Source organism: Rhizobacter sp. P2_H3 (assembly GCF_056403355.1).
The window spans coordinates 1-23,284 of the sequence record NZ_JBFUFQ010000033.1; the positions used below are offsets into that span (position 1 = coordinate 1).

General features: G+C 69.9%; 19 protein-coding genes. 12 read left to right on the forward strand and 7 right to left on the reverse strand.

Annotation, left to right across the window (positions count from 1 at the left end; translation table 11 throughout):
- The coding region (locus AC1D1T_RS09150; protein ID WP_477991793.1) for an MFS transporter at window positions 1–1,224 on the forward strand (1,224 nt) is incomplete at its 5' end.
- On the opposite strand, the gene AC1D1T_RS09155 is transcribed toward AC1D1T_RS09150, so the two are convergent.
- The 3 genes from AC1D1T_RS09155 to AC1D1T_RS09165 all read right to left on the reverse strand — a co-directional run bounded on the left by AC1D1T_RS09155 (window position 1,221) and on the right by AC1D1T_RS09165 (window position 4,207).
- Complete coding sequence (locus tag AC1D1T_RS09155) at window positions 1,221–1,670, reverse strand: hypothetical protein (RefSeq protein WP_477827622.1); 450 nt, start codon at window positions 1,668–1,670, stop codon at window positions 1,221–1,223. The genes AC1D1T_RS09150 and AC1D1T_RS09155 overlap by 4 nt on opposite strands.
- A 123-nt stretch (window positions 1,671–1,793) precedes the next feature.
- Window positions 1,794–3,134 carry an argininosuccinate synthase gene (gene argG / locus AC1D1T_RS09160; RefSeq protein WP_477991794.1) on the reverse strand — a complete coding sequence of 447 codons (1,341 nt, stop codon included), beginning with the start codon at window positions 3,132–3,134 and terminating at the stop codon, window positions 1,794–1,796.
- A 53-nt stretch (window positions 3,135–3,187) separates the two neighbouring features.
- Window positions 3,188–4,207 (reverse strand): methionine synthase, encoded by a 1,020-nt coding sequence (locus AC1D1T_RS09165; protein ID WP_465111155.1) that lies wholly within the window; start codon window positions 4,205–4,207, stop codon window positions 3,188–3,190.
- A gap of 149 nt (window positions 4,208–4,356) precedes the next feature.
- On the opposite strand from AC1D1T_RS09165, the gene AC1D1T_RS09170 reads away from it, so the two are divergent.
- Genes AC1D1T_RS09170 through AC1D1T_RS09180 form a run of 3 tightly spaced genes read left to right on the forward strand, consistent with a single transcriptional unit; the run spans window position 4,357 to window position 8,058 of the window.
- The gene (locus AC1D1T_RS09170) at window positions 4,357–6,726 is read left to right on the forward strand and encodes a membrane-bound PQQ-dependent dehydrogenase, glucose/quinate/shikimate family (RefSeq protein ID WP_477991795.1); all 2,370 of its coding nucleotides are present in this window, start codon (window positions 4,357–4,359) and stop codon (window positions 6,724–6,726) included.
- A gap of 52 nt (window positions 6,727–6,778) precedes the next feature.
- Window positions 6,779–7,132, forward strand: coding sequence for an FKBP-type peptidyl-prolyl cis-trans isomerase (locus AC1D1T_RS09175; RefSeq protein WP_465111249.1), 354 nt, complete (start codon window positions 6,779–6,781; stop codon window positions 7,130–7,132).
- A 14-nt stretch (window positions 7,133–7,146) separates the two neighbouring features.
- Window positions 7,147–8,058, forward strand: coding sequence for a transglutaminase family protein (locus tag AC1D1T_RS09180; protein ID WP_047500761.1), 912 nt, complete (start codon window positions 7,147–7,149; stop codon window positions 8,056–8,058).
- On the opposite strand, the gene AC1D1T_RS09185 is transcribed toward AC1D1T_RS09180, so the two are convergent.
- The 3 genes from AC1D1T_RS09185 to AC1D1T_RS09195 are packed head-to-tail and all read right to left on the reverse strand — an operon-like array spanning window position 8,059 to window position 17,664.
- Window positions 8,059–8,643 carry a hemerythrin domain-containing protein gene (locus AC1D1T_RS09185; RefSeq protein WP_082004107.1) on the reverse strand — a complete coding sequence of 195 codons (585 nt, stop codon included), beginning with the start codon at window positions 8,641–8,643 and terminating at the stop codon, window positions 8,059–8,061. It abuts the gene before it with no gap.
- A 44-nt stretch (window positions 8,644–8,687) separates the two neighbouring features.
- Window positions 8,688–17,507, reverse strand: a complete 8,820-nt coding sequence (locus AC1D1T_RS09190) for a glycoside hydrolase family 94 protein (RefSeq protein ID WP_477991796.1) — start codon at window positions 17,505–17,507, stop codon at window positions 8,688–8,690.
- 34 nt (window positions 17,508–17,541) lie between these two features.
- Window positions 17,542–17,664 (reverse strand): hypothetical protein, encoded by a 123-nt coding sequence (locus tag AC1D1T_RS09195; protein WP_465111150.1) that lies wholly within the window; start codon window positions 17,662–17,664, stop codon window positions 17,542–17,544.
- A 353-nt stretch (window positions 17,665–18,017) separates the two neighbouring features.
- Here AC1D1T_RS09195 and AC1D1T_RS09200 point away from each other — a divergent pair, with 353 nt between their 5' ends.
- Window positions 18,018–18,419, forward strand: coding sequence for a response regulator transcription factor (locus tag AC1D1T_RS09200; RefSeq protein WP_047500759.1), 402 nt, complete (start codon window positions 18,018–18,020; stop codon window positions 18,417–18,419).
- Between the two features lie 62 nt (window positions 18,420–18,481).
- Here AC1D1T_RS09200 and AC1D1T_RS09205 read toward each other — a convergent pair whose 3' ends face one another.
- Window positions 18,482–19,114, reverse strand: a complete 633-nt coding sequence (locus AC1D1T_RS09205) for a response regulator (RefSeq protein ID WP_047500757.1) — start codon at window positions 19,112–19,114, stop codon at window positions 18,482–18,484.
- Window positions 19,115–19,173: 59 nt separating this feature from the next.
- Between AC1D1T_RS09205 and AC1D1T_RS09210 the strand changes: the two genes are divergently transcribed.
- The 7 genes from AC1D1T_RS09210 (at window position 19,174) to AC1D1T_RS09240 (ending at window position 23,226) form a co-directional block, all read left to right on the forward strand.
- Window positions 19,174–20,517, forward strand: coding sequence for a sensor histidine kinase (locus AC1D1T_RS09210; RefSeq protein WP_047500754.1), 1,344 nt, complete (start codon window positions 19,174–19,176; stop codon window positions 20,515–20,517).
- Window positions 20,518–20,626: 109 nt separating this feature from the next.
- A complete protein-coding gene (locus tag AC1D1T_RS09215) occupies window positions 20,627–20,794 on the forward strand; it encodes a DUF1328 domain-containing protein (RefSeq protein ID WP_047500752.1) in 168 nt (55 codons plus the stop codon).
- A gap of 82 nt (window positions 20,795–20,876) precedes the next feature.
- The gene (locus AC1D1T_RS09220; RefSeq protein ID WP_477825971.1) at window positions 20,877–21,278 is read left to right on the forward strand and encodes a hypothetical protein; all 402 of its coding nucleotides are present in this window, start codon (window positions 20,877–20,879) and stop codon (window positions 21,276–21,278) included.
- A gap of 118 nt (window positions 21,279–21,396) precedes the next feature.
- The gene (locus AC1D1T_RS09225; protein ID WP_052211260.1) at window positions 21,397–21,780 is read left to right on the forward strand and encodes a hypothetical protein; all 384 of its coding nucleotides are present in this window, start codon (window positions 21,397–21,399) and stop codon (window positions 21,778–21,780) included.
- Window positions 21,777–22,412 carry a hypothetical protein gene (locus tag AC1D1T_RS09230; RefSeq protein WP_465111149.1) on the forward strand — a complete coding sequence of 212 codons (636 nt, stop codon included), beginning with the start codon at window positions 21,777–21,779 and terminating at the stop codon, window positions 22,410–22,412. Before AC1D1T_RS09225 ends, AC1D1T_RS09230 begins: the two co-directional genes overlap by 4 nt.
- A 203-nt stretch (window positions 22,413–22,615) precedes the next feature.
- The gene (locus tag AC1D1T_RS09235; protein WP_047501127.1) at window positions 22,616–22,795 is read left to right on the forward strand and encodes a DUF1328 family protein; all 180 of its coding nucleotides are present in this window, start codon (window positions 22,616–22,618) and stop codon (window positions 22,793–22,795) included.
- Between the two features lie 116 nt (window positions 22,796–22,911).
- A complete protein-coding gene (locus tag AC1D1T_RS09240) occupies window positions 22,912–23,226 on the forward strand; it encodes a BON domain-containing protein (protein ID WP_465111148.1) in 315 nt (104 codons plus the stop codon).
- The last annotated feature ends 58 nt before the right edge of the window (window positions 23,227–23,284 follow it).

Sequence of the window (23,284 nt, forward strand, 5' to 3'; positions counted from 1 at the left end):
CTGTACGGCCAGCGCCGGCTGTTCCTGCTCGGCATCGCCGGCTTCACGCTCGCGTCGCTCGGCTGCGGCCTCGCGCAGTCGCAGGCGGTGCTGATCGTCGCGCGCGCGGTGCAGGGGCTGGCCGGCGCGGTGGTGTCGGCGATCTCGCTGTCGCTGATCATGAACCTCTTCACCGAGCCGGCCGAGCGCGCGAAGGCGATGGGCGTCTACGGCTTCGTCTGCGCCGGCGGCGGCAGCATCGGCGTGCTGCTCGGCGGCTTGTTGACCGGCGCACTGAGCTGGCACTGGATCTTCCTCGTCAACCTGCCGATCGGCATCGCGGTGGCGGCACTGTGCGGGGTGCTGCTGCCGGCCACGCCACCGGCGGCGCATGGCGCGAAGCTCGACGTGGCGGGTGCGGCGACGATCACCATCGCGCTGATGCTGGCGGTGTACGCCATCGTCAACGGCAACGAGGCCGGCTGGCTGTCGGCGCAGACGCTCGGCCTGCTGGGCGGCGCCATCGTGCTGCTCGGCGCGTTCTTCACGATCGAGTCGCGCGTGGCCGAGCCGCTGGTGCCGCTGTCGCTGTTCCGGCTGCGCAACCTGTCGACCGCCAACATCGTCGGCGTGCTGTGGGCAGCCGGCATGTTCGCGTGGTTCTTCATCTCGGCGCTGTACCTGCAGCTGGTGCTCGGCTACACGCCGATGCAGGTCGGGCTCGCGTTCCTGCCGTCCAACCTGATCATGGCGGCGTTCTCGCTCGGGTTGTCGGCCAAGCTGGTGATGCGGTTCGGGCTGAAGAAGCCGCTGGCCGGCGGGCTGCTGGTGGCGGCGCTCGGGCTCGCGCTGTTCGCGCGCGCACCGGTCGACGGGAATTTCTGGATCGACGTGCTGCCGAGCATGCTGCTGCTGGGCGTTGGTGCCGGGGTCGCGTTCAACCCGCTGCTGCTGGCCGCGATGAGCGAGGTGCAACCGCAGGATTCAGGGCTCGCCTCCGGCATCGTCAACACCGCGTTCATGATGGGCGGCGCGCTCGGGCTGGCGGTGCTGGCCAGCCTGGCTGCGGCGCACAGCGGCGCACAGGTGTCAGCGGGCGCGGACCCGAAGGGCGCGCTCACCGCCGGCTACCACCTCGCGTTCCTGATCGGCGCGGTGTTCGCGGCAGCCGGCGGATTGCTCGGCGCCGCGCGGTTCACCGCGGTTCGCGCATCAGCCGGCGAGCAGCCCGCGCACGCGGCTTAGCTGGTGCACTCGAGCTGCAGCGACTGGATGTGGCCGCCGACGCCGAGCTTGGTGATCAGGCCCCCTTCGCGGCTGTTGGGACCGAAGGCGACGGAGCGATCCTTGAACATCGCGTGCTCGTAGACGCGCAGCGTGGCCTTCGGGCCGGTCACCAGGCTGTCGATCTCCTTCTTGAGCTGCCGGCCGTTCATCTTGTCGGCGCTGTCGAGCGAGACCGGTCCGACCAGCGTAGCGACCTCGCCCTTGAAGTTGCGTTCGCCGTAGAACTGGGCCCAGCAGCCGGATTCCAGCGCGGGGCTCGAGATCTCGACCGGCACCTGCACGATGACGGGCTGCGGGCGCGTGTCGCCGGTGGCGGTCTGCAGGTTGCTCGGCGTGGAGCTGCAGCCGGCGGCGATGAAGGCGGTGAGGACGGCAAGCGGGACGAGCGTGGTGAAGCGGTTCATGCGATTCCTCGTGAAGGTGTCGCGGCCCCGCCCTCGGGGCCGACTCTTCGACGATGATCGATGCGGCTTGGCGGCCCGTCGATCGGAGGCGGCCGCTACCCGCTGTAGGCGGCCATCACCTCCTCACCGGGCCGCGTCGTCCTTCAGCTGCGGCAGCGCCGAGCCGCCCGCCGACGTCAGCAAGCCCGCCTGCGAATACACCATCAGCTTCTCGCGCGTGTCGGCGATGTCGAGGTTGCGCATCGTCAGCTGGCCGATGCGGTCGAGCGGCGAGAACGGCGCGTTCTCGACCTTCTCCATCGACAGCCGCTCCGGCGCGTAGGTCAGGTTCGGGCTCTCGGTGTTGAGGATCGAGTAGTCGTTGCCGCGGCGCAGTTCGACCGTCACCTCGCCGGTGACGGCACGCGCCACCCAGCGCTGCGCCGTCTCGCGCAGCATGATGGCCTGCGGGTCGAACCAGCGGCCCTGGTACAGCAGGCGGCCGAGCTTCAGGCCGTTCATGCGGTACTGCTCGATGGTGTCTTCGTTGTGGATGCCGGTCACGAGGCGCTCGTAGGCGATGTGCAGCAGCGCAAGGCCCGGCGCCTCGTAGATGCCGCGGCTCTTCGCCTCGATGATGCGGTTCTCGATCTGGTCGCTCATGCCCAGGCCGTGCCGCCCGCCGATGCGGTTGGCCTCGAGGAACAGCGCCACCGGGTCGGTGAAGCCCTGCCCGTTCAGCGCGACCGGGCGGCCCTCTTCGAAGCGGACGGTCACCTCCTCGGCCTTCACCGCCACGTCGTCGCGCCAGAAGGCCACGCCCATGATCGGGTTGACGATGCGGATGCCGCTGTTCAGGTGCTCCAGGTCCTTCGCCTCGTGCGTGGCGCCGAGCATGTTGGAGTCGGTGGAGTAGGCCTTCTCGGCCGACATCTTGTAGCCGAAGCCGGCCTTCGTCATGAAGGCCGACATCTCGGCGCGGCCGCCCAGTTCGTCGATGAACAGCTGGTCGAGCCAGGGCTTGTAGATCTTCAGGTTCGGGTTGGTCAGCAGGCCGTAGCGGTAGAAGCGCTCGATGTCGTTGCCCTTGAAGGTGCTGCCGTCGCCCCAGATGTTGACGTCGTCCTCCTTCATTGCGGCGACCAGCATCGTGCCGGTGACCGCACGCCCGAGCGGCGTGGTGTTGAAGTAGGTGATGCCGGCGGTGGAGATGTGGAAGGCGCCGGCCTGCAGCGCGGCGATGCCTTCATTGGCCAGCTGCAGCCGGCAGTCGACCAGGCGGGCCTTCTCGGCGCCGTACAGCATCGCCTTGCGCGGGATCTCGTCGTAGTCCGGCTCGTCGGGCTGGCCGAGGTTGGCGGTGTAGGCATAGGGCAAGGCGCCCTTGAGCTTCATCCAGTGCAGCGCGGCGCTGGTGTCCAGGCCGCCGGAGAAGGCGATGCCGACTTTCTGCCCGAGGGGCAGGTTCTGGAGGATGGTGGCCATCTGGGGTCTTCGAGAGGGAAAGCTGCGAACCGACGAGCGGGCGGGCCGCCATTTTAGGCGGCACGCCTCCTCGCCAGCGCCGCCCCCTCCCCCAGCGCCTTCAGCTTCGCCTCCGCCACCGCCCGGCTCATCGGCGCAAGCCCGCAGTTCGTGCACGGGATCAACCGCTCCTTCGGCACGAACTGCAGCGCGCGGCCGATGGTGTCGGCCACCTCTTCCGGCGTCTCGATGGTGTCGCTCGCGACGTCGATCACGCCGACCATCACGTCCTTGCCGGCCAGCAGCCGCATCAGGTCGGGCGGCACGTGCGAATGGATGCATTCCAGGCTCACCTGGTCGATGCGGCTCGCGGCCAGCGCCGGGAACACCTTCTCGTACTGCCGCCACTCGTCGCCCAGCGAGTTCTTCCAGTCGATGTTGGCCTGGATGCCGTAGCCATAGCAGATGTGCACCGCGGTCGTGCAACGCAGCCCCTCGGCCGCGCGCTCCAGCGCCTTCACGCCCCAGTCGGCCGCCTCTTCCATGTAGACGTTGAAGGCCGGCTCGTCGAACTGCACGATGTCGACGCCATCGGCCTCCAGCGCGCGCGCCTCCTGATTCAGCAGCTCGGCGAACGCGAAGGCCATCTTCACGCGGTCGCCGTAGAAACGGTCGGCCACGGTGTCGACGATCGTCATCGGGCCGGGCAGCGTGAACTTGATCTTGCGCTGCGTGTGCGCCCGCAGGAAGCGCGCCTCGGTCGCGTGCACGCGGCCGCTCAGGCTCAGCGGGCCCACCACCTGCGGCACCATCGCCTTGTAGCGGTCGCGGCGGATGCCCATCTCGACCTTGTGCTCGAAGTCGATGCCGGCCACCCGCTCCAGGAAGCCGTGCACGAAGTGCTGGCGCGACTGCTCGCCGTCACCGATCACCGACAGCCCGGCATCCTCCTGGGCCTTGATCCACAGCAGCGTCGCATCGAGCTTGGCCTGCGCCAGCGCGTCGCCCTCGGCCTTCCAGGTGGGCCACAGCTTGCCGGTCTCGGCCAGCCAGGCGGGTTTCGGCAGGCTGCCGGCGACGGTTGCATCGAACATCGGGTCATCTCCTGAAATGCTGTGACACCCCGGCAGCGCAAGGCACACCGTCCTACGACGCGCCGGGATCGCGGCCGACAGCCGGCCCGCATGCGGGCCGCTAACTTGGCCTGCGCGGGCGATTGTCCGTTGCCTTGCGGAGATTCCCCGTGCCGACTTCCCCTACCCCTTCCCGCGCGCTGCTGACCCGCGTGCTCGCCGTCGTGCTGATCCTGTCCGGCCTCGCGCTCGCCGGCGGCGGCGCATGGCTGATCGCGCTGCACGGCAGCCCGTACTACCTCGCCGCCGGCGTCGCCGCCCTCGCGAGCGGCGCGTTGCTGTGGCGCAGGCGCAGCGCCGCGCTGTGGGTGTTCACCGGCTGGCTGCTCGCGACGCTGGCCTGGGCGCTGTGGGAATCCGGCCTCGACTGGTGGCCGCTCGCGGCGCGGCTGGACCTGCTGTTCGTGCTCGGCGTGCTGCTGGTGACGCCCTGGGTCGCGCGCGCGCKGGGCAGCGCCGGCCTGGGCAGCGCGCGCGCCGCGCTGGCCACCGTGCTGATGCTGTCCGGCGTCGTCGCGGTCGCGTCGTGGACGGTCGATCGCCACGACCAAGCCGGCAACCTGCCGGCCGCCGCCGTGGTCAGCGACGCCGCGTCGGCCGTGCCCTCCGACGAATGGCATGCCTACGGCCGCACCGGCCACGGCCAGCGCTGGTCGCCGCTGAAGCAGATCACGCCCGACAACGTCGGCAGCCTGCAGCTGGCCTGGCAGTACCGCACCGGCGACCTGCGCGGCCGGCCCGGCGACCCGGTCGAGACGACCTACGAGGTCACGCCGCTGAAGATCGGCAACCGGCTCTACCTGTGCACGCCGCACCAGTCGGTGGTGGCACTCGACGCGACCACCGGCCAGCAGGCGTGGCGCTACGACCCGCCGATCCAGGGTGGCCTGGCGCTGCAGCACCTGACCTGCCGCGGCCTGGCCTACCAGCCGCCGGCCGCACCGGCCACGAAGGCCGCCGGCGCCTGCCCCGCGAAGCTCTTCATGCCCACCGCCGACGGGCGCCTGCTCGCACTCGACCCCGAGACCGGCAAGCTCTGCCGCGGCTTCGGCAACGGCGGCCAGGTCGACCTGTGGGCGCACATGCCGAACCTGAAGCCGGGCTCGTACTACTCGACCTCGCCCCCCGTCGTCACGCAGAACCTGGTGGTCATCGGCGGCACCGTGCTCGACAACGTGTCGACGAAGGAGCAATCGGGCGTGATCCGCGCGTTCGACATCGAGACCGGCGCGCTGGTGTGGAACTGGGATTCCGGCAACCCCGACGCGACCGCGCCGATCGCCGCCGGTGCGAGCTACACGCCGAACTCGCCGAACAGCTGGTCGATCTCCAGCGTCGACGAGGCGCTGGGCCTGGTCTACGTGCCGATGGGCAACCAGCCGCCCGACCAGTGGGGCGGCCAGCGCAGCGCGGCCGTCGAGACCTACTCGTCGTCGGTGGTGGCGCTGGAGCTCGCGACCGGCAAGGTGCGCTGGGTGTTCCAGACGGTGCACCACGACCTGTGGGACTACGACGTGCCGTCGCAGCCGAGCCTGCTCGACCTCACGGTCGGCGGCGCGACGGTGCCGGCCCTGGTGCAGCCGACCAAGCAGGGCGAGCTGTTCGTGCTGGACCGCCGCACCGGCAAGCCGCTGCTGCCGGTCGAGGAGGTGCCCGCGCCGCAGGGCGCCGCGAGCGGCGACCACACCGCGCCGACACAGCCGCGCTCGGCCGTGTCGTTCGAGCCGCAGCGGCTGCAGGGCCGCCACATGTGGGGCGCGACGCTGTTCGACCAGCTGGCCTGCCGGATCGCCTTCCACCGGCTGCGCTACGACGGCCGCTTCACGCCGCCGTCCGAAGGCGGCTCGCTGATCTACCCCGGCAACTTCGGCGTCTTCAACTGGGGCGGCATCGCGGTCGACCCGGTGCGGCAGGTCGCCTTCACGACGCCGACCACGCTGGCCTTCACGTCGACGCTGGTGCCGCGCCCGGATGCCACGAGCCTGATGGTGCAGGGCAAGGGCGAGCCGCAGGGCCCGCTGCCGGCGCTGAACGAGAACTTCGGCGCGCCGTACGCGGCGAAGATGAGCGCGTTCACGTCGCCGCTCGGCATCCCGTGCCAGCAGCCGCCGTGGGGCAGCGTCGCGGGCGTCGACCTGCGCACCGGGCAGGTGGCCTGGAAGCACCGCAACGGCACGGTGCGCGACCTGTCGCCGCTGCCGCTGCCGTTCCGCATGGGGGTGCCGAACATCGGCGGGCCGGTGATGACGGCCGGCGGCGTGGCCTTCCTGTCGGGCACGCTCGACGACTACGTGCGCGGCTACGACGTGACCACCGGCCGCGAGCTGTGGAAGCAGCGGCTGCCGGCCGGCGGGCAGGCGACGCCGATGACCTATGCGGGCACGGACGGGCGGCAGTTCCTGCTGGTGGTGGCCGGCGGACACGGCTCGACCGGGACGAAGCCGGGGGACTACGTGCTGGCGTATGCATTGCCACGCTGAGGGCGCCGAGGGCGCTGCCGCGTTAGCATGCCGCCTTTGCCCCCAACAAGGAATTCCCATGCAGACGACCGCCTCCGGCCTCCAGTACGAAGACACCGTGCCGGGCACCGGCGCCGAAGCCCAGGCCGGCCAGCACGTGCGCGTGCACTACACCGGCTGGCTCTACAACAACGGCGTCAAGGGCGCCAAGTTCGACAGCAGCAAGGACCGCAACGACCCGTTCGAGTTCGGCCTCGGCGCCGGCATGGTGATCAAGGGCTGGGACGAAGGCGTGCAAGGCATGAAGGTCGGCGGCACGCGCGTGCTGGTGATCCCGGCGCAGCTGGGCTACGGCGCACGCGGCGCCGGCGGCGTGATCCCGCCGAACGCCACGCTGATGTTCGAGGTGGAGCTGCTCGGCGTCTGATCCGGCGGCCGGCGATGACGATTCAATACGACATCGTCCACACGACGACCTACCGCTACGCGAAGCCGGTGCGCTTCGGCGAGCACCGCGTGATGTTCCGCCCGCGCGACAGCCACGACCTGCGCGTGCTCGCCACCGACCTGCAGGTCAGCCCCGAGGCCGGCGTGCGGATGATCCAGGATCCGTACTCGAACTCGATCGCGCTGGTGCAGCCGCTGGTCGAGGCCGACGAACTGCGCTTCGTCTGCTCGTTCACGATCGAGCACGCGAGCAGCCACAACCTGGAGCTGCCGCTGTCGCCATCGGCCGAGTTCTTTCCGTTCTCGTACTCGGTCGACGAGCGCTTCGACCTCGAGCACTACCTGCGCCCGCACCACGACGACCCGGACGGCACGCTCGCCGCGTGGGCCCGCCAGTTCATCCGCACCGACGGCCCCACCGGCACCCGCGACATGCTGGTGCGCATGAACCAGCACATCCGCGACACCTTCCGCTACGCCGACCGCGACGAGGAAGGCACGCAGCCCCCGCTGAAGACGCTCGCGCTCAACAGCGGCAGCTGCCGCGACTTCGCATTGCTGATGATGGAGGCGTTGCGGCGGCTCGGCGTGGCGGCGCGCTTCGTCTCGGGCTACCTCTACGACCCGGCGCTCGACCCGGCCGCACCCCGCGACGGCCCTGACGACAAGGACACCGTGCCCACGACCGGCGCCGGCGCGACGCACGCCTGGCTGCAGGCCTACCTGCCCGGTGCCGGCTGGCTGCCGTTCGACCCGACCAACAACCTGCTCGGCGGATCGCAACTGGTGCGGGTGGCCGTCGTGCGCGATCCGAAGCAGGCCGCGCCGATCTCGGGCAGCTGGTTCGGCGATGCCGACGCCTACGTCGGCCTGCAGGTCGACGTGAAGGTCACGCGGACGGGCTGATCAGGCGCGCGTGACCGGGTGGTGCGCGAGGTCCAGCGGCGGCCGGCCCACCGGGTCGTCGCCCTCGTCCTCATGCGGCTCACCGCCCCGGGCCATCGCCTGGTATTCCTCCATCAGCTTGGCCTTGCGCGACGCGAGCCGCGCGCCCACCGCCTTCAGGTCGACCTTGGCCTTCTTCGCCTTCGGGAAGATCTTGCTGTGCTCTTCCTCGACGTGCGCATCGATGTGCTTGCCGAGCACGATGACCTTGGCATCGAACTGGCCGTCGGTCGGCGTCATCGCCCCGATCTCGGCGATCAGCTCGCGCGCACTCGCATGCTCGACCTCGGCCTGATCGACCAGCGCATCGTCGGCGATCGCGGCGCGCACCGCCGGGTAGAAGATCTCTTCCTCGATCTGGCCGTGCACCGTGAGCTCCATGCAGATGCGCTCGGCCACCGCGCGGCGCTCGCCGTCGGTGTTGCTGCGGTCACTGAGCTGGTGGAACGCGATGAACAGTTTCTTGATCGCGATGTGGTCGGCCTTCAGCATCTCGATGGCGTCGAAGCGCGACGGCTTGGCGCGGGGACGGGGGGCAGCTGGCATGGTGATCTCCTTTCAATGCGACTTCAACGTTGGATTGACTGCATTCAGGCGAGCGTGGCCACAACCCGGTGCCGGGCACCGTCGTCGACGAATGGTACGCCGCCCTCGAGGGAAACAGGCTGTCCGTCGTGCTGCAGCGACCAGCGGCCCGGGGCCGCTTTCGCCGAGGTGGGCGACGGGGTTTGCGCCGAATTGACAACTTCGATTTCATAGACCGTGCGGCCGCGCCGCAGCGTGACGCTGAAGCCCGGCCAGCCGGCCGGCACCACCGGTGCGATGCGCAGCACGCCGTCGCGCACGCGCACGCCCAGCAGCTCTTCGATGCCGATGCGCCAGTACCAGCCGGCGGCCCCCGTGTACCAGGTCCAGCCGCCCTTGCCGGTGTGCGGCGACTCGCCGTAGATGTCGGCCGCCATCACGTACGGCTCGACGCGGTAGCGCTGCACCGTGAGCCGCGAATCGCTCTTGTCGATCGGGTTCAGCATCGCGTACAGCGGGTACGCGCGGCCGGCATCGCCGAGGCGCGCGAAGGCCATCGCGGTCCACACCGCGGCGTGCGTGTACTGCCCGCCGTTCTCGCGGATGCCCGGCACGTAGCCCTTGATGTAGCCGGGGTCGTGCGCGGTCTTGTCGAAGCTCGGCGTGAACAGCCGGATCAGCTGCGCGTCGCGGTCGATCAGCATCTCGTCGACCTTCTCCATCGCATCGCGTGCGCGCTGCGGGTCGCCGCCGCCGGCGATCACCGCCCAGCTCTGCGCCAGCGAATCGATGCGGCATTCGTCGTTGGAGGCCGAGCCGAGCGGCGTGCCGTCGTCGAAGTACGCACGGCGGTACCACTGCCCGTCCCAGGCGTTGGTGTCGACCGCGGCCATCAGCTCCTGCGACAGCAGCGTCCATTCGGAGACCAGGTCGGCGCGCTCGCGGCGCATCGCGATCGGCATGAATTCATCGAGCACCGACTTCAGGAACCAGGCCATCCAGACGCTTTCGCCCTGGCCCTTCCAGCCGACCCGGTTCATGCCGTCGTTCCAGTCGCCGCAGCCCATCAACGGCAGCCCGTGCACGCCGCGCCCGCGGCTCACCTGGATCGCGCGCACGCAATGCTCGAACAGGCTCGCGCTCTCGTGCGAGATGGTCGGCTCGAAGTACTGGCTCTCCTCGTGCGGCGGCAGCTGCGGGCCTTCGAGGAACGACACCGTCTGGTCGAGCACCGCATCGTCGCCGGTCACCGACACGTAGTACGCCACCGCGTACGGCAGCCACAGCCGGTCATCGGAGAACGTGGTGCGCACGCCCTTGCCACTCGGCGGGTGCCACCAGTGCTGCGCATCGCCCTCGACGAACTGCTGCGCCGCCGCGCGCAGCAGGTGGTCGCGCGCGAAGCCGGGCCAGGCATGCACCAGCGCCATCACGTCCTGCAGCTGGTCGCGGAAGCCGTAGGCACCGCCCGCCTGGTAGAAGCCGCAGCGGCCCAGGCAGCGGCTGCTCAGCACCTGGTACAGCAGCCAGCGGTTGAGCATCAGGTCGAAGGCGCGGTCGGGCGTGCGCACCTGCACCGCGCCGAGCAGCTCGTCCCACTGCGCCTGCACGTTCGCCAGCGCCTGGTCGGCATCGCGCGTGGTCATGCGCACCAGTTCGTCGGCGCCGGCCAGGCTCGCCGCCTGGCCGAACGAGAACACGACCACGTCGGATTCGCCCGGCTCCAGCTTCAGCTCGACCTGCATCACCCAGCACGGGTCGGGGCCGACGCCGGCGGCCTGGCGCAGCGTGTGCTGCGATTCGAGCGCCTGCGGCGCTGCGAGCCCCTGGCCGATGCCGATGAACTCGGCGCGGTCGCAGGTCCAGCCGCTCACCGGGTGCGAGCTGCCGAGCCACGCGATGTCGCGCCCGAAATCGGCGTTCATCGGGTTGCGGGCGTACAGCGTGGTCGACGCGTTGCGGCCGGCCCAGGTCGACAGCAGGTCGACCTTGCCGCTGCGGTTGTCGCCGATGCACAGGTTGACGTACAGCGTCAGCGTCAGCGTGCGGCGGCGTGCGCTGCGGTTGGCCACGCGCAGCCGCATCAGCTTGGCGGGCCGGTCCCACGCGACGAAGTGCGTCAGCTCCGATTCGATGCCGTCGGCCTGCGTCGTGAAGCGGCTGTAGCCGGCGCCGTGTGCGCATTCGTGCGTCGCGCCGGGTGCGCTGCGCGGCTGCGCGGTGGGCGTCCAGTAGGCGCCGGTCGCGCGGTCCTGCAGGTACAGGACCTCCGACGACGGATCGACCAGCGCATCGTTGGACCACGGCGTCAGCTGGTTCTCGCGGGCGTTCATGCGCCAGGTGAAGGCCGAGCCGCTCTCCGAGACCAGCGTACCGATCTGCGGGCTCGCGATCACGTTGACCCACGGGGCCGGCGTCGTGCGGCCCGGCGGCAGCACGATGCGGTACTCCTTGCCGTCGGGCGTGAAGCCGCCGGTGCCGTTGAAGAACTGCAGCTGGGCGGTGGCGGTCGGCTCCGACGGTGCACCGCCCTGCGCGAGCGGCGCGCGCAACGGCATCGCCTGCGGCAGCGACGAGGGCTCGCGCGGCGTACGCCGGCGCAGCTGGTCGCCGAGCAGCCCCTGGCCGCCCCGCAGCAGCACGCGGCACAGCGTCATCAGCAGGCGCCGTTCGTCATCGGGCAGGCGGTCGCCGCGCAGCACGTAGATGCGGCCGCCGCCCGCCGCCGCGTCGGGCCCGGCACCGGCCTGCCGCACCATGTTCTCGATCGCGTGCTGCATGTCGTCGGAATACGAGGTCGCACGGTCGTTCAGCACCACGATGTCGACCTCGAACGAGCGCGCCTTCCAGAAGTGGTGGCCGCGCACCATCTGCTGCACCAGCGGCAGGTCGTCGTTCGAATCGATGGTGACCAGCAGGATCGGACGGTCCCCCGAGATGCCGTAGCGCCACAGGGCGCGCTGCGACAGCTGGTTGCCGCGCATGAACTCGGTGCCGGGGCGGAACGTGGTGTCCGAGAACATCAGGTAGGCCGACAGCGACTGGAAATGCGTCGCCTCCTCGCTGCCGACGCCCAGCTGGTGCAGCTTGGCCTGCGCATACACCCACGAGCGCGAGATCTCGCGCTGCAGCGCGCTGAACGAACCGAGGCGCTGCCAGGTGCGGCTCGCGCTCTCGCGGTCGGTGCCGAAGGCGAGCACGAAGGCCACGCGCGCCGACTGGCCGGGCTTCAGCTCGATCGTCTGGCGCAGGCACAGCACCGGGTCGAGCACCGCGCCGGTCGTCATCGCGAGGCCGCCCTGCTCGGTCATCGCGAGCGGCTCGCGCTTGCTGCGGCCACGCCCGATCACCGTGCGGCGGTCGGTGTCGTACGACAGCGGCCCGGCCTGCGTGCCTTCGACCACCGCGCCGAGGATCGCCGTGGGCGCCGCCTCGTGCGATGCGCGCGGGCGCCGCGTGGCCAGCAGCGCGCCGCGCGCCGCGTCGTACTCGGTGGTGATGAACAGGTTCGAGAAGGCCGGGTGCGCCATGTCGGCATTGCGCTGGTTCAGCACCACCTCGCCGAGCGCGCTCACCTCGATGCGGCGCACGCCATGGCCCTCGTTGCTCAGCTTCAGCGTGCGGATCTCGGCGTCTTCCTGCTGTGCGACCACCACCTCCAGGCTGCTGCGGATGCCGTGCTGGCGCAGGTCGAACTGCGCGCGCGCCTCGGCGAACTCGACCGCCTGGAAATCGGGCTCGCTGAAGGTCGGCGCGAGCGTGGCCGACCACAGCACGCCCGAATCGGCGTCGCGCAGGTAGATGAAGAGCCCGCAGTCGTCGAGCACGCGGTCCTCGCGCCAGCGCGTGATGTCCAGGTCGGCGCATTCGCTGTAGCCGGAGCCGCTGGCCGTCAGCGCGGTCGCGTAGCGGCCGTTCGACATCAGGTGCACCGCCGGACGGCGCACGTCGGTGGCCTGCACGCGGCGCACGCGCTGCGTGGAATGGCGCGCGAGCTTCTCGTGGCGCTCGGGTGCCGCGGTGCTGTCGCGCGCGATCACGACCGAGCCGGCCACCTGCTCCTGCAGCAGCAGGTCGAAGGCGTTCATCTCGGGCTCGCGGTGGAAGCGGTCGGCCAGGCTGTCGGGCGTCAGCAGTTGGGTCAGCGCGAGCAGGCTCATCGCCTGGTGGTGCGCCATGTGGCTCTTGACGATGGCGCACTTCTCGTCTTCGCCGAGCCGCTCGGCGGTGAAGTCGATCGCCTCGTAGAAGCCGTGCGGCCCGAGGGCGCCGAGCCTGGCCAGCGCGGTGAAGTTCTGCCGCACCTCGGCCGGCGCGAACGGCGCGGCCAGCGCGGTGGCATAGGGCGCGACCACCAGTTGCCGGTCCATGCCGCGCTTCAGGCTCAGCGCCGGCGCGCCGGACGGCCCGTACTGGTAGGTCAGTTCGACGTCGCGCACGTTGACGCCCGACTCCGAGATGCCCCAGGGCACGTTCTGCTCGCGCCCGTAGCGGATCTGCTCGGTGATCGCGTTGCGGCAGGTCTGGTGCAGCAGGCTGCCGGGCGGCGTCTTCATCACCAGCGCCGGCATCAGGTACTCGAACATCGAGCCGGACCACGAGATCAGCACCGGGCCGGCGGCGACGAGCCCCATGTGGCGGCCGAGCCGGAACCAGTGGTCGACCGGCACGTCGCCCTTCGCCGCGGCGAGGTAGCTGCCGAGCCGCGACTCGGAGGCCAGCAGGTCGTAGCGCCCCTCGTCGAGCTGGTGCTCGGCGACACGGTAGCCGATCGAGAACAGCTTGCGCCGCGCATCGAACAGGAAGCCGAACTGCATGCCGCGCCAGGCCGCCTCGGCCTGCGCCGCACAGGTGTCCAGGTCGGCGAGCCAGACGGCGGTCGCATTGCGCGCCTCGGCGCAGGCCTTCAGCGCCGCGGCCAGCAGCATGGCCGCGGCCGGTGCCTGGCCGTGCAGCCGCTGCGCCTGCAGCAGCGCGGCCTCGACGTTGGCCAGGTGCGCCGGCACCTCGCCGACCCGCGGCACCACCGCAAGCAACTCGGCCAGCGGGCCCTTGAACACCTCGGGCGCCTGCTGCTGCAGCGTGCTGAAGGCCGCCTCGACCGCCCATGGGCAGTGGCGTTGCAGGTCGTCGATGTGCGCACCGAGTGCTTGGCACAGCCGCCCGGCTTCGTCGACGACCGGCTTCAGGCCGCCGGTGCCGGTGCCGGCCAAGGCGTCGGTCACACCGGCGCTGCCGAACGCGTAGGCATCGAGCAGTTCCTTCAGCTGCAGTGCGAGCTGCGACGCGCCGGCCAGGGCGCGGCCGGCGTCGGCGGGCGTCGCAGGCTCGGCCTGCAGCAGCTTGGCGCCGAGGTCGGCGACCGCGCGGTCGATCTCGACCGGGCTCACGTTGCCTCTCGGCGCGCTGCCCTTGGCGCCGCGCGGGCTGCCGGCGCGCAGCGTGCGCCACGCCGCCTGCAGTTCGAGGAAGCTGTCGCGCGGGCCGGCCAGGCGCTCCGGCCCGACCACCGGCCGCTCGCGCTCTTCCTGCAGCGCGCGGGCCACGACGACCAGGTGCGCCGCGAGGTTGCCGCTGTCGACCGACGACACGTAGCGCGGCTCCAGCGGCCGCAGGTACTGGGTCTCGTACCAGTTCAGCAGGTGGCCGTTGTACGTTTCCAGCTTCGCCATGCTGCCGAGCGTGGCCTTCATGCGGCCGAGGAAATCGCCGCCAGCCAGCCAGCCCAGGTCGCGCGCGCGCGTCAGCGCCAGCAGGTACAGGCCGATGTTGGTCGGCGAGGTGCGGTGCGCGACCACCTCTTCCGGCTCGAACTGCACGTTGTCGGGCGGGAGGTGGTTGTCGGCCGGGCCGACGTAGTCCTCGAAGAAGCGCCAGGTGCGGCGCGCGATGCGGCGGAACTCGCGCAGGTCGTGGTCGCCGGCGAGCCGGCCCGCCAGCAGCACCGGCGAGCTGATCGCGACCGCGATCACCGGCGCCAGCCACCAGACCGCCAGCAGCGGCGCCGCGGCGACGATCGCATCGCGGTTGAACAGCAGGATCAGCGCGCTCGACGCGACCAGCGGCAGCGTCGCGCTGCTGATGGCCCAGCTGAACTGCCGAAGCTGCCCGCCGGCGGCCGCCTTGGCTTGCGCGGCGGTGCGCCATTCGAGCATCTTGCGTTGCGAGACGAAGGTGCGCCACACGGCCCGCACGATCGCATCCGCCATCACGCAGGCGCTCTGCGCGAGCAGCACCAGCTCGATCAGCGCATGGCCGGCCACATGGCCGAGCTCGCGCGTCAGCTGGATCGGCCGGTTGCTGCGCACGCCCTTCGGCACCGGAGCGAACAAGGCCGAGAACCAGCCCAGCAGCCCGCTCAGGCTGATCGACGCCAGCACCAGCACGAGCCAAGCGAGCGGCTGTGCGGCCGGATCGATGAAGGCCGCGACGACCAGCGCGAACGACGCGATCGGCAGCAGCGAGCGCCGCAGGTTGTCGAGCATCTTCCAGCGGTTCAGCGGCGACAGCGGCTCGGCGCGCACGCCCAGCAGCCACGGCAACAGCTGCCAGTCGCCACGCACCCAGCGGTGCGAGCGCGCCGCGGCGACCTCGGAATGCGACGGCGAATCCTCGAAGAACGCGACGTCGCTGACCAGCGCGCAGCGCGCGAACGCGCTCTCGAACAGGTCGTGGCTGAGCAGCGCGTTCTCCGGCACCCGGCCCGACAGCGAGGTGTGGAAGGCCTGCAGGTCGTACAGCCCCTTGCCGGTGTAGGTGGCCTCGCCGAAGGTGTCCTGGTAGGTGTCGGAGATGGCGGCCGCGTACGGATCGACACCGGCGCCGTTCGAGAAGATCCAGCGGAACACCGAGTGGTCCTCGGCCTGCGGCAGCAGGAACGAGATGCGCGGCTGGAACAGCGCATAGCCGCGCGCGACGCGGCCGGTCTGCGGGTCGATCTGCGGCCGGTTCAGCGGATGCGCGGCCGTGCCCACCAGGCGCGCCACCGAGCCGACCGGCATGCGCGTGTCGGCATCCAGCGTGATCACGTAGCGCACGCCGCGCGGCACGCGCTCGGCCGTACCGTCCTCGAACACGTACGAGGTGCCCGGCTCGCCGAGCAGCAGGCGGTTGAACTCGTCGAGCTTGCCGCGCTTGCGCTCCCAGCCCATCCAGGCGCCTTCGGCGGCGTTCCAGCAGCGGTTGCGGTGGAACAGGTAGAAGCGGTCTTCGCCGCCGTCCGGCATGGCGGGCAGCGGGTAGCGCAGGTTCAGCCGCATCACCGCCTCGCGGGCCGCCGCCAGCAGCGCCGCATCGGTCTCGAGCGACTGATCGGGTGCATCGCGCCAGTCGGTCAGCAGCCCGAAGCGCAGCTGGTCGTCGCGGTTCGACAGGTAGTGGCGTTCCAGCTCACCGACCTGGTGGCCGACCTGGTCGAGCTGGGTCAGCATCGTCGGCACCACCACCATCGTCTTGCACTGCGGCGGCAGGCCCTGCGCGAACTCCAGGCGCGGCAACTGGGCCGGCTTGAACACCCGGCCGAGGATGCGGTTGATCAGCAGCACCGCGATCTCGGAGGCCGGCCAGACCGCGAGCAGGAAGATGGCGAAGGCCGGCAGCGACACATGCTCTTCGGCATAACCGGCGCGGAAGGCCAGCACGGTGAACGCGAAGGTCAAGGCCAGCACGAGGCCGGCGTACAGCACCAGGCGGGTGTGCGGGATCGTGCGTTCGATGCGCCGCAGCGGGTTCGGCGTCAGGCCGATGCTGCGTTCCAGCTCGGGCCGGCGGTCGGACAGCAGCCAGCGGCCGATGTCGGTGTCCTCGCCCTCCTGGCCGGCCTCGTCGCCTTCGGCACGGCGGCGGCCGAAGCGGTCGACCACCAGCTCGGCGAGATCGGGTTCGGGCAGGCCGCTGCGCAGGCTCAGCCGCTCCAGCTGCTGCCGGTACAAGGCCTTCGAAGGCGGGTCCATGCGCGCATAGACGCTGTTGCGCTGCAGCGCGCGGTCGACCAGCGAGGTCTTCGCGAAGATGTCGACCCAGTCGCTCAGCTCGATCGCCTTGACGCTGCGGAAGATGTTGCGCACCCGCACGTCGAGCATCGTGCGCACGACGAGATCGTCCTCGATCGCGCCGGCCTGGTGGACGATGCCGACGCCTTCGGCGTGCGCGCCGCCGGCGATGCTCGCCGGGTCGTCGTAGCGGCGCCGCTGCGCCAGCTGGCCGAGGTAGGCCTGGCGGAAGACGTTCGACGCGTTCTTCAGGTCGGGCACCGCCGACGCGGCTTTCTGCGTCGGCCCGCGCGCCGTGCCATGCGACGGCGCGAGCGCCGCATCGGCCACGAGGTCGGCCGCATGGGCGCCGCCGTGGATCTCGAGGATCTGCTCGGCGCAGGCGCGCAGCTGGCGGATCAGCAGGAAGTTCAGGACCGGCGCGAGCAGGGCCAGCTCGCGCAGCATCAGCGGGTGCACCTTCTGGTACTCGACCAGCACGTGCACCAGTTCGTCGGCCTCGAAGTCGAAGTCGCAGGCCTCGAGGTAGAAATGCGAGAACAGCTCGATGCGCGCGCGCGACGGGTGGCCGCCGGTCTGGTAGGCCGGCAGGCCGCGCACCGCCTTGTCGGGCAGCTGCTGCGTGAGCGCCGTCTGGATGCGCTCGATGACGTAGAAGTTGTCGACCAGCCACTGCGCCGCCTGCGACAGCGAGCGCTGCTCGTCGGTGAAGGTCTCGATCTGCCGGACGCAGGCGCGCAACTCCTCGATCGCGCGCGTCAGCTCGCCCTTGAAGCGCGCACGCCGCACCGAGCGCGACGGCGCATCCCAGCGCGAGAACGCCCCGGCGAACTCCTCGATCGCCGCAGGCAGCGCGAAATCGAACCCTTCATAGACGGTGATCGAGGGGTTCATCGGCCCACCCCTGAAGGCGCCGCGACACGCACCGTCAATGTCGTTGCGTCCACGAGAGGCTCGCGACCTGCGTCGACAACCCGTCGCTGAACGACACCATGACCATGCTGATCACCAGGAACGGCACACCCACAGCCCACATCAACAGTCTTTTCATTCGCCACTCCCGTCGGCAATTCGTGAATCCGGAAACCCTTGAATCCGGACAACCCGCGAACGAGTCTAGGGAGCACCTCTTGCTGACACAGCCGGACGACACGGCCTTCGCCTGTCGGCGCTGTCCTACGACGTTCGGCCGGCGACCACCTGTAGGCAGGCTCCTACAGCCGCTCCCGCGCTCTTCCGGCAGGGGCAGCGTTGCCCGATTCATACAATCGAGCGCATGTCTGCCGGCGTCCTCGAGGCTCTTCCCGTCACGTTTCTCGCGGAAATGGCAAGATCCGTCACCTTTGCAGACAGGTCCACGCTGTGCATGCCTCGCCTGCCGAAGAAGAATCCAGAAGTCGGGACATGCTGAAAACCTACATCGTCGAAGACAGCCCGGTGATCCGCGAGAACCTGATCGCGGCGCTGGAGGAACTGGTGGCCGTGGAAGTGGTCGGGACGGCCGACAACGAAGCCGCCGCGCTGTACTGGCTCAAGCAGCCGCGCAACGGCTGCGACCTGGTGATCGTCGACATCTTCCTGAAGAGCGGCTCCGGCCTGGGCGTGCTGTCGGCCAGCACCGACCTGCCCGACGCGACCAAGCTCGTCGTGCTCAGCAACTACGCGACGCCCGACATGCGGCGCAAGTGCCTCGAGCTCGGGGCCGACAAGGTGTTCGACAAGTCGAACGAGATCGACGCGCTGATCGGCTACTGCCAGCGGCTCGCCTCGGGCGAGGCGGCGAATTCGAGTTCGGGGAGTTTGTAGCGCTGGATGGGATGCCGCCTGCGCGGCCCTCCCGGGCGGCGCAAGCCCAGCGAGGCGGCCTGTTACTGGATCAGGCCGTTCTTCAGCGCGTAGTAGGTCAGGTCGCTGTTCGATTCGAGCTTCATCTTCTCCATCACGCGGGTGCGGTAGGTGCTGACGGTCTTCACGCTCAGCGACAGGCTGTCGGCCATGTGGCCGATGGTCTCGCCCTTCGACAGCCGCAGGAAGACCTGGAACTCGCGCTCGGAAAGCTGCTCATGCAACGGACGGTTCGCGTTGCCGCCGAGGTTGCTGGCCAGCAACTCGGCCACGGCCGGGGTGATGTACTTGCGGCCCCGCGCGACCGTGCGGATCGCGGTGACGATCTCCTCGGGGTCGCACTCCTTGTTCAGGTAGCCGCTCGCGCCCTGGCGCAGCAAGGTGGTGGCGTAATGCTCTTCGGGAAAACCGCTGAGGATGAGGATGGGCAGCTCGGGCTCGCGGGCGCGGATCGCGGCCAGCGCGTCGACGCCGCTTTGCTGCGGCATCGACAGGTCCATGACCAGCACGTCGATCTGTTCCTTGCGGACGATGTCGAGGGCTTCGCGGCCGTTGGAGGCCTCGGCCACGACCTGCAGGTCGACCTGCTCCGCGAGATACTGGCGCAGACCGGCGCGAACGAGCGCGTGGTCGTCAACGATGGCAATCTTGATCATGAGCGACTGTCCCCTGTGGTTGGACTCCAATCGATTCTAGAGGCACACAGAAAAATCGCATGAAGAACTTCTTTCACCGATTCAAGCGCAGTGCCTTCACGTTCCCCCTCGCGGTGGTGACCGCGCTGACGCTGATGGGCATCAGCGAGACCGCCTACCGCACCTCGGTGGACGCGCTGGACCGGCTGGGCGAAATGGGCGTCGCCCGCACCAACAACATGGTGCTGCTGCGCCAGGTGCTCGATGCCGAGAACGGCCAGCGCGGCTACCTGATCACCGGCCGCCCCGAATACCTGAAGCCGTACCGCTCGTCGATGGCGAGCATCGGCGAGACGCTGCGCACGCTCGGCGAGTACTACGCGCACGAGCCCGACCGCGTCGCCGATTTCACCGTGCTCGCGACGCTGGTCAGCAAGAAGGTCTCCGAGATGGACACCACGGTGCAGTTGCGCGCCGACGGCCGCGACGAGGCCTGGCGCGCGGTCATCGAGACCGACATCGGGCGCGAGCAGATGGAGAGCATCCGCCTCGCCTCCGAACGGCTGGTGACGCGCGAATCGAGGCTGATCGCGGACCGCCGCGAGGAGGTCTACCAGACGCTGCTGCTGAGCCGGCTCGGCGTCAGCGCGATGACGGCGCTGAGCGTGCTGGCCTTCTTCATGTACCTGCGCCAGTCGAACACGCTCGAGAAGGAGCGCGTGCACAAGAAGGAGGCGCTGCAGGCCGAGCGCGACCTGCTGGAGGTGCAGGTGACCGCGCGCACCGCGCAGCTCACCGAATTGGCGCAGCACTTGCAGACCGCCCGCGAGGACGAGCGCAGCCGGCTCGCGCGCGACCTGCACGACGAGCTGGGCGCGCTGCTGACGGCGGCCAAGCTCGACGTGGCGCGGCTGAAGTCGCGCATCACGATCCACACGCCCGACATCACCGAGCGGCTGGTGCACCTGAACGAGACGCTGAACGAAGGCATCGCGCTGAAGCGCCGCATCATCGAGGACCTGCGGCCGTCGTCGCTGAGCAACCTGGGGCTGCTGGCGGCGCTGGAGATCCTGGGCCGCGAGTTCGCCGAGCGCTCGGGCGTGAAGGTGATCAGCGAGCTCGAGCCGGTGTCGCTGAAGCCGTCGGGCGAACTGACGGTGTACCGGCTCGTGCAGGAGGCGCTGACCAACGTCGCGAAGTACGCGCAGGCGCGCCAGGTGGTGGTCACGCTGCGGCCGCGCGGCGCGCTGGCCGAGGTCGACGTGCACGACAACGGCAGCGGCTTCGACACGCAGGTGGCGCGGCCGTCCACGCACGGGCTGCTGGGCATGCGCTACCGCGTCGAGGCCGAGGGCGGGCGCATGAGCATCCAGTCGACGCCGGGCACCGGCACGCGCATCCAGGCGACGCTGCCGCAAATTTGAGTCGTCGGCTCCCTCCTACACCGCATCGGCTCGCCGTCCCATTCCTCGCGGACGCCCGCGCTCCTAGAGTGGTCCCATCGTCAACCACTCACACCGAAGGAGCCAGAGCATGCTGTATTACGCCGTCGTGTTCTTCATCATCGCGCTGATCGCCGCCCTGTTCGGCTTCGGCGGCATCGCGGCCAGCGCTGCCGGCATCGCGAAGATCCTGTTCATCATCTTCGCGATCATGGCCGTCGCCGCCTTCCTGTTCGGTCTGATCAAGCGCGGCACCTAGCCGCGGCGCCGCGCGCCGCCTTGCGGCGCGCCCTCGCCTCGCCTAACTTGTCTATTCCCACATACCAATCAAGGAAACAGCCATGAGCACCTCCACCTTCAAGACCGACAACCTCAGCAGCCAGGCCAGCGACACCGTCAACAAGCTGGCCGACACGGCGGACAGCGCGGTCAAGAGCACGCGCCGCGTCGCCAACAGCGCGCTCGACCACGCCGAATCGGCGATCGGCGAAGCGCGCGACACCGCCGAGCCGACGATCGCCCGCCTGGCCGGCCAGGCCGAAGCGCTGGCGCGCCGCGGCGTTGACGCCGTGAAGGACACCGCCACGCACGTGCGCGAACGCGCCGCCTCGGTCGGCGATGCGACCGTGCGCTACGTCAAGGACGAGCCGGTCAAGTCGATGCTGATCGCCGCCGCGACCGGTGCCGCGCTGATGGGGTTGCTTGCGCTGATCCAGAGCGCTCGCCGCAACAACCAACAGTAAACCCGGCAGTGACCCCGCCGTGGGCGCTGGACCGGCCCGGCCGATTGGTGCATCGCACCACGGCCGGGTTCGCCGCGTCCGCTTTCGTCCACCGCTGTAGCTCACCATCGGTGCTGCCATGATCCATCCGCTGATCAAGCTCGTTGCCACACGGCCTGAACTCGTCGCCGATCACCTGAGTGCCTACGCCGCGCTGATCGGCAGCGAAGCGCGCCAGGCGCAGAGCCGCTGGACCGTCCGCCTGCTGCTGACGGCGCTCGCGCTGTGCTGCGTCGGCGTGAGCGCGGTGCTCGCGGGCGTCGCGCTGATGCTGTGGGCGGTGACGCCTTCGCTGCAAGGCGACGCGGTGTGGGCGCTGTGGGCCGCACCGGCCGTGCCGGCGGTCGTTGCCGTGGTGGCCGGCGTGATCGCGCGGCGACCCGCGGCCGAGCCGGCGTTCGCTGCAGTGCAGCAGCAGTTCGAGGCCGACGCACGCATGCTCGGCGAAGTGGGTGCGACATGACCCACGTCGAAGAAACCCAGCTCGACCCTGGCCTGCCGGCCGTGGTGCCGGCGCGGCCGCTGAGCCCGAAGGAACGGCTCGCGGCCTCGCGCGAATCCATTCGCGCGGCGCTCGTGAAGGCGAGCGCCCCGCCCGATCCACACGCTGTGCATGCGCCGCAGGAACCGGGCTGGCTCGGCACGCTGGGCGACGCGCTCTCGGACCTGCCCGCCGCCGCGATCGCGGTGCGCTGGTTGCGCCGCTGGTGGGCCGGCCATCCGTGGCGCACCACCTTCGAGTTCGCACGCGACGCCGGACAGGAGCTCGCGGGCCCGCTGGCGAAGAAGCACCCGTGGTGGCTGCTGGCGGGCGCCTTCGTCGGCGGCATGCTGCTGACGCGCGTGAAGCCGTGGCGCTGGTTGTCGGGCGGTGCGTTGCTGGCCGGCTTGCTGCCGCGCTTCGACCTGGCATCGATCATCAGCTGGGTGAACCTCGCGATCGCGGACTTCACGCGGCAGGCCCCCGCACCGGCTGCTGCATCAGCATCGGCGCCCGCACCCGCATCGACATCTGCATCGACATCAGCGCCGCCGCCATCACCGCCTTCGGCACAACCGCCGCACATGCCCGGCACCGACTACACCGTGCACTGAGCGTCGCCACGCTCTCTTTGCCGAAGCGCGCCGCGGGCGCGCCTTTTGCCGATCGCCACGCATGCCTTCAAGGCATCGGATCGGCAAAGCATTCCGTCCTACATGCGCTCACGCCAGCGTCCGATGGATCGGCTGCGGGGCGGCCCATAGAGTTGCCTCATCGACTCGACACCGCGAATCCGCACCGCACCAAGGAGAACGACATGCTGAAGTGGGCCATCATCTTTGCAGCCATCGCGCTCGTCGCGGGCGTGTTCGGATTCACCGGCATCGCCGCCGGTGCGGCGGGCATCGCGAAGTTTCTCTTCGTGCTGTTCCTGGTGCTGTTCGTGGCCGTGGTCCTGATCGGATTGCTGGGCGCGAAAGCGATCAGCAGCAAGTGATGTTCATGTTCTATTGACCCCCATGCCACGACACGGGCCCGCACGGGTGGGGGCTCGATGTCCATCTTCCCGATGACCACCTGGATCACAACGCTTCCACACTGAAGGAGAACCACATGCTTGTCCGCAACACCCTCGCTGCCGTCGTATCCGCCGTCGCCCTGCTGTCCGCCACCGGCTGCGCCGTGACGCGTGATCAATCGACGGTCGGCAGCTACGTCGACGATGCCGCCATCACCACCGCGGTGAAGGCGAAGTACGTCGGCAACAAGGACGTCGATGCCTCGTCGATCAGCGTCGAGACGCTGAACGGCACGGTGCAGCTGTCGGGCTTCGCGAAGAGCGCGAACGAGAAGAGCACCGCCGAATCGATCGCCCGCAACGTCAACGGCGTGAAGTCGGTCAAGAACGACATCCTGATCCGCCCGTAAACCTCACGACCCTCACGGCTCGTCCGTGTGAAGGCGCACCACCCCGCGGGGTCGTGCG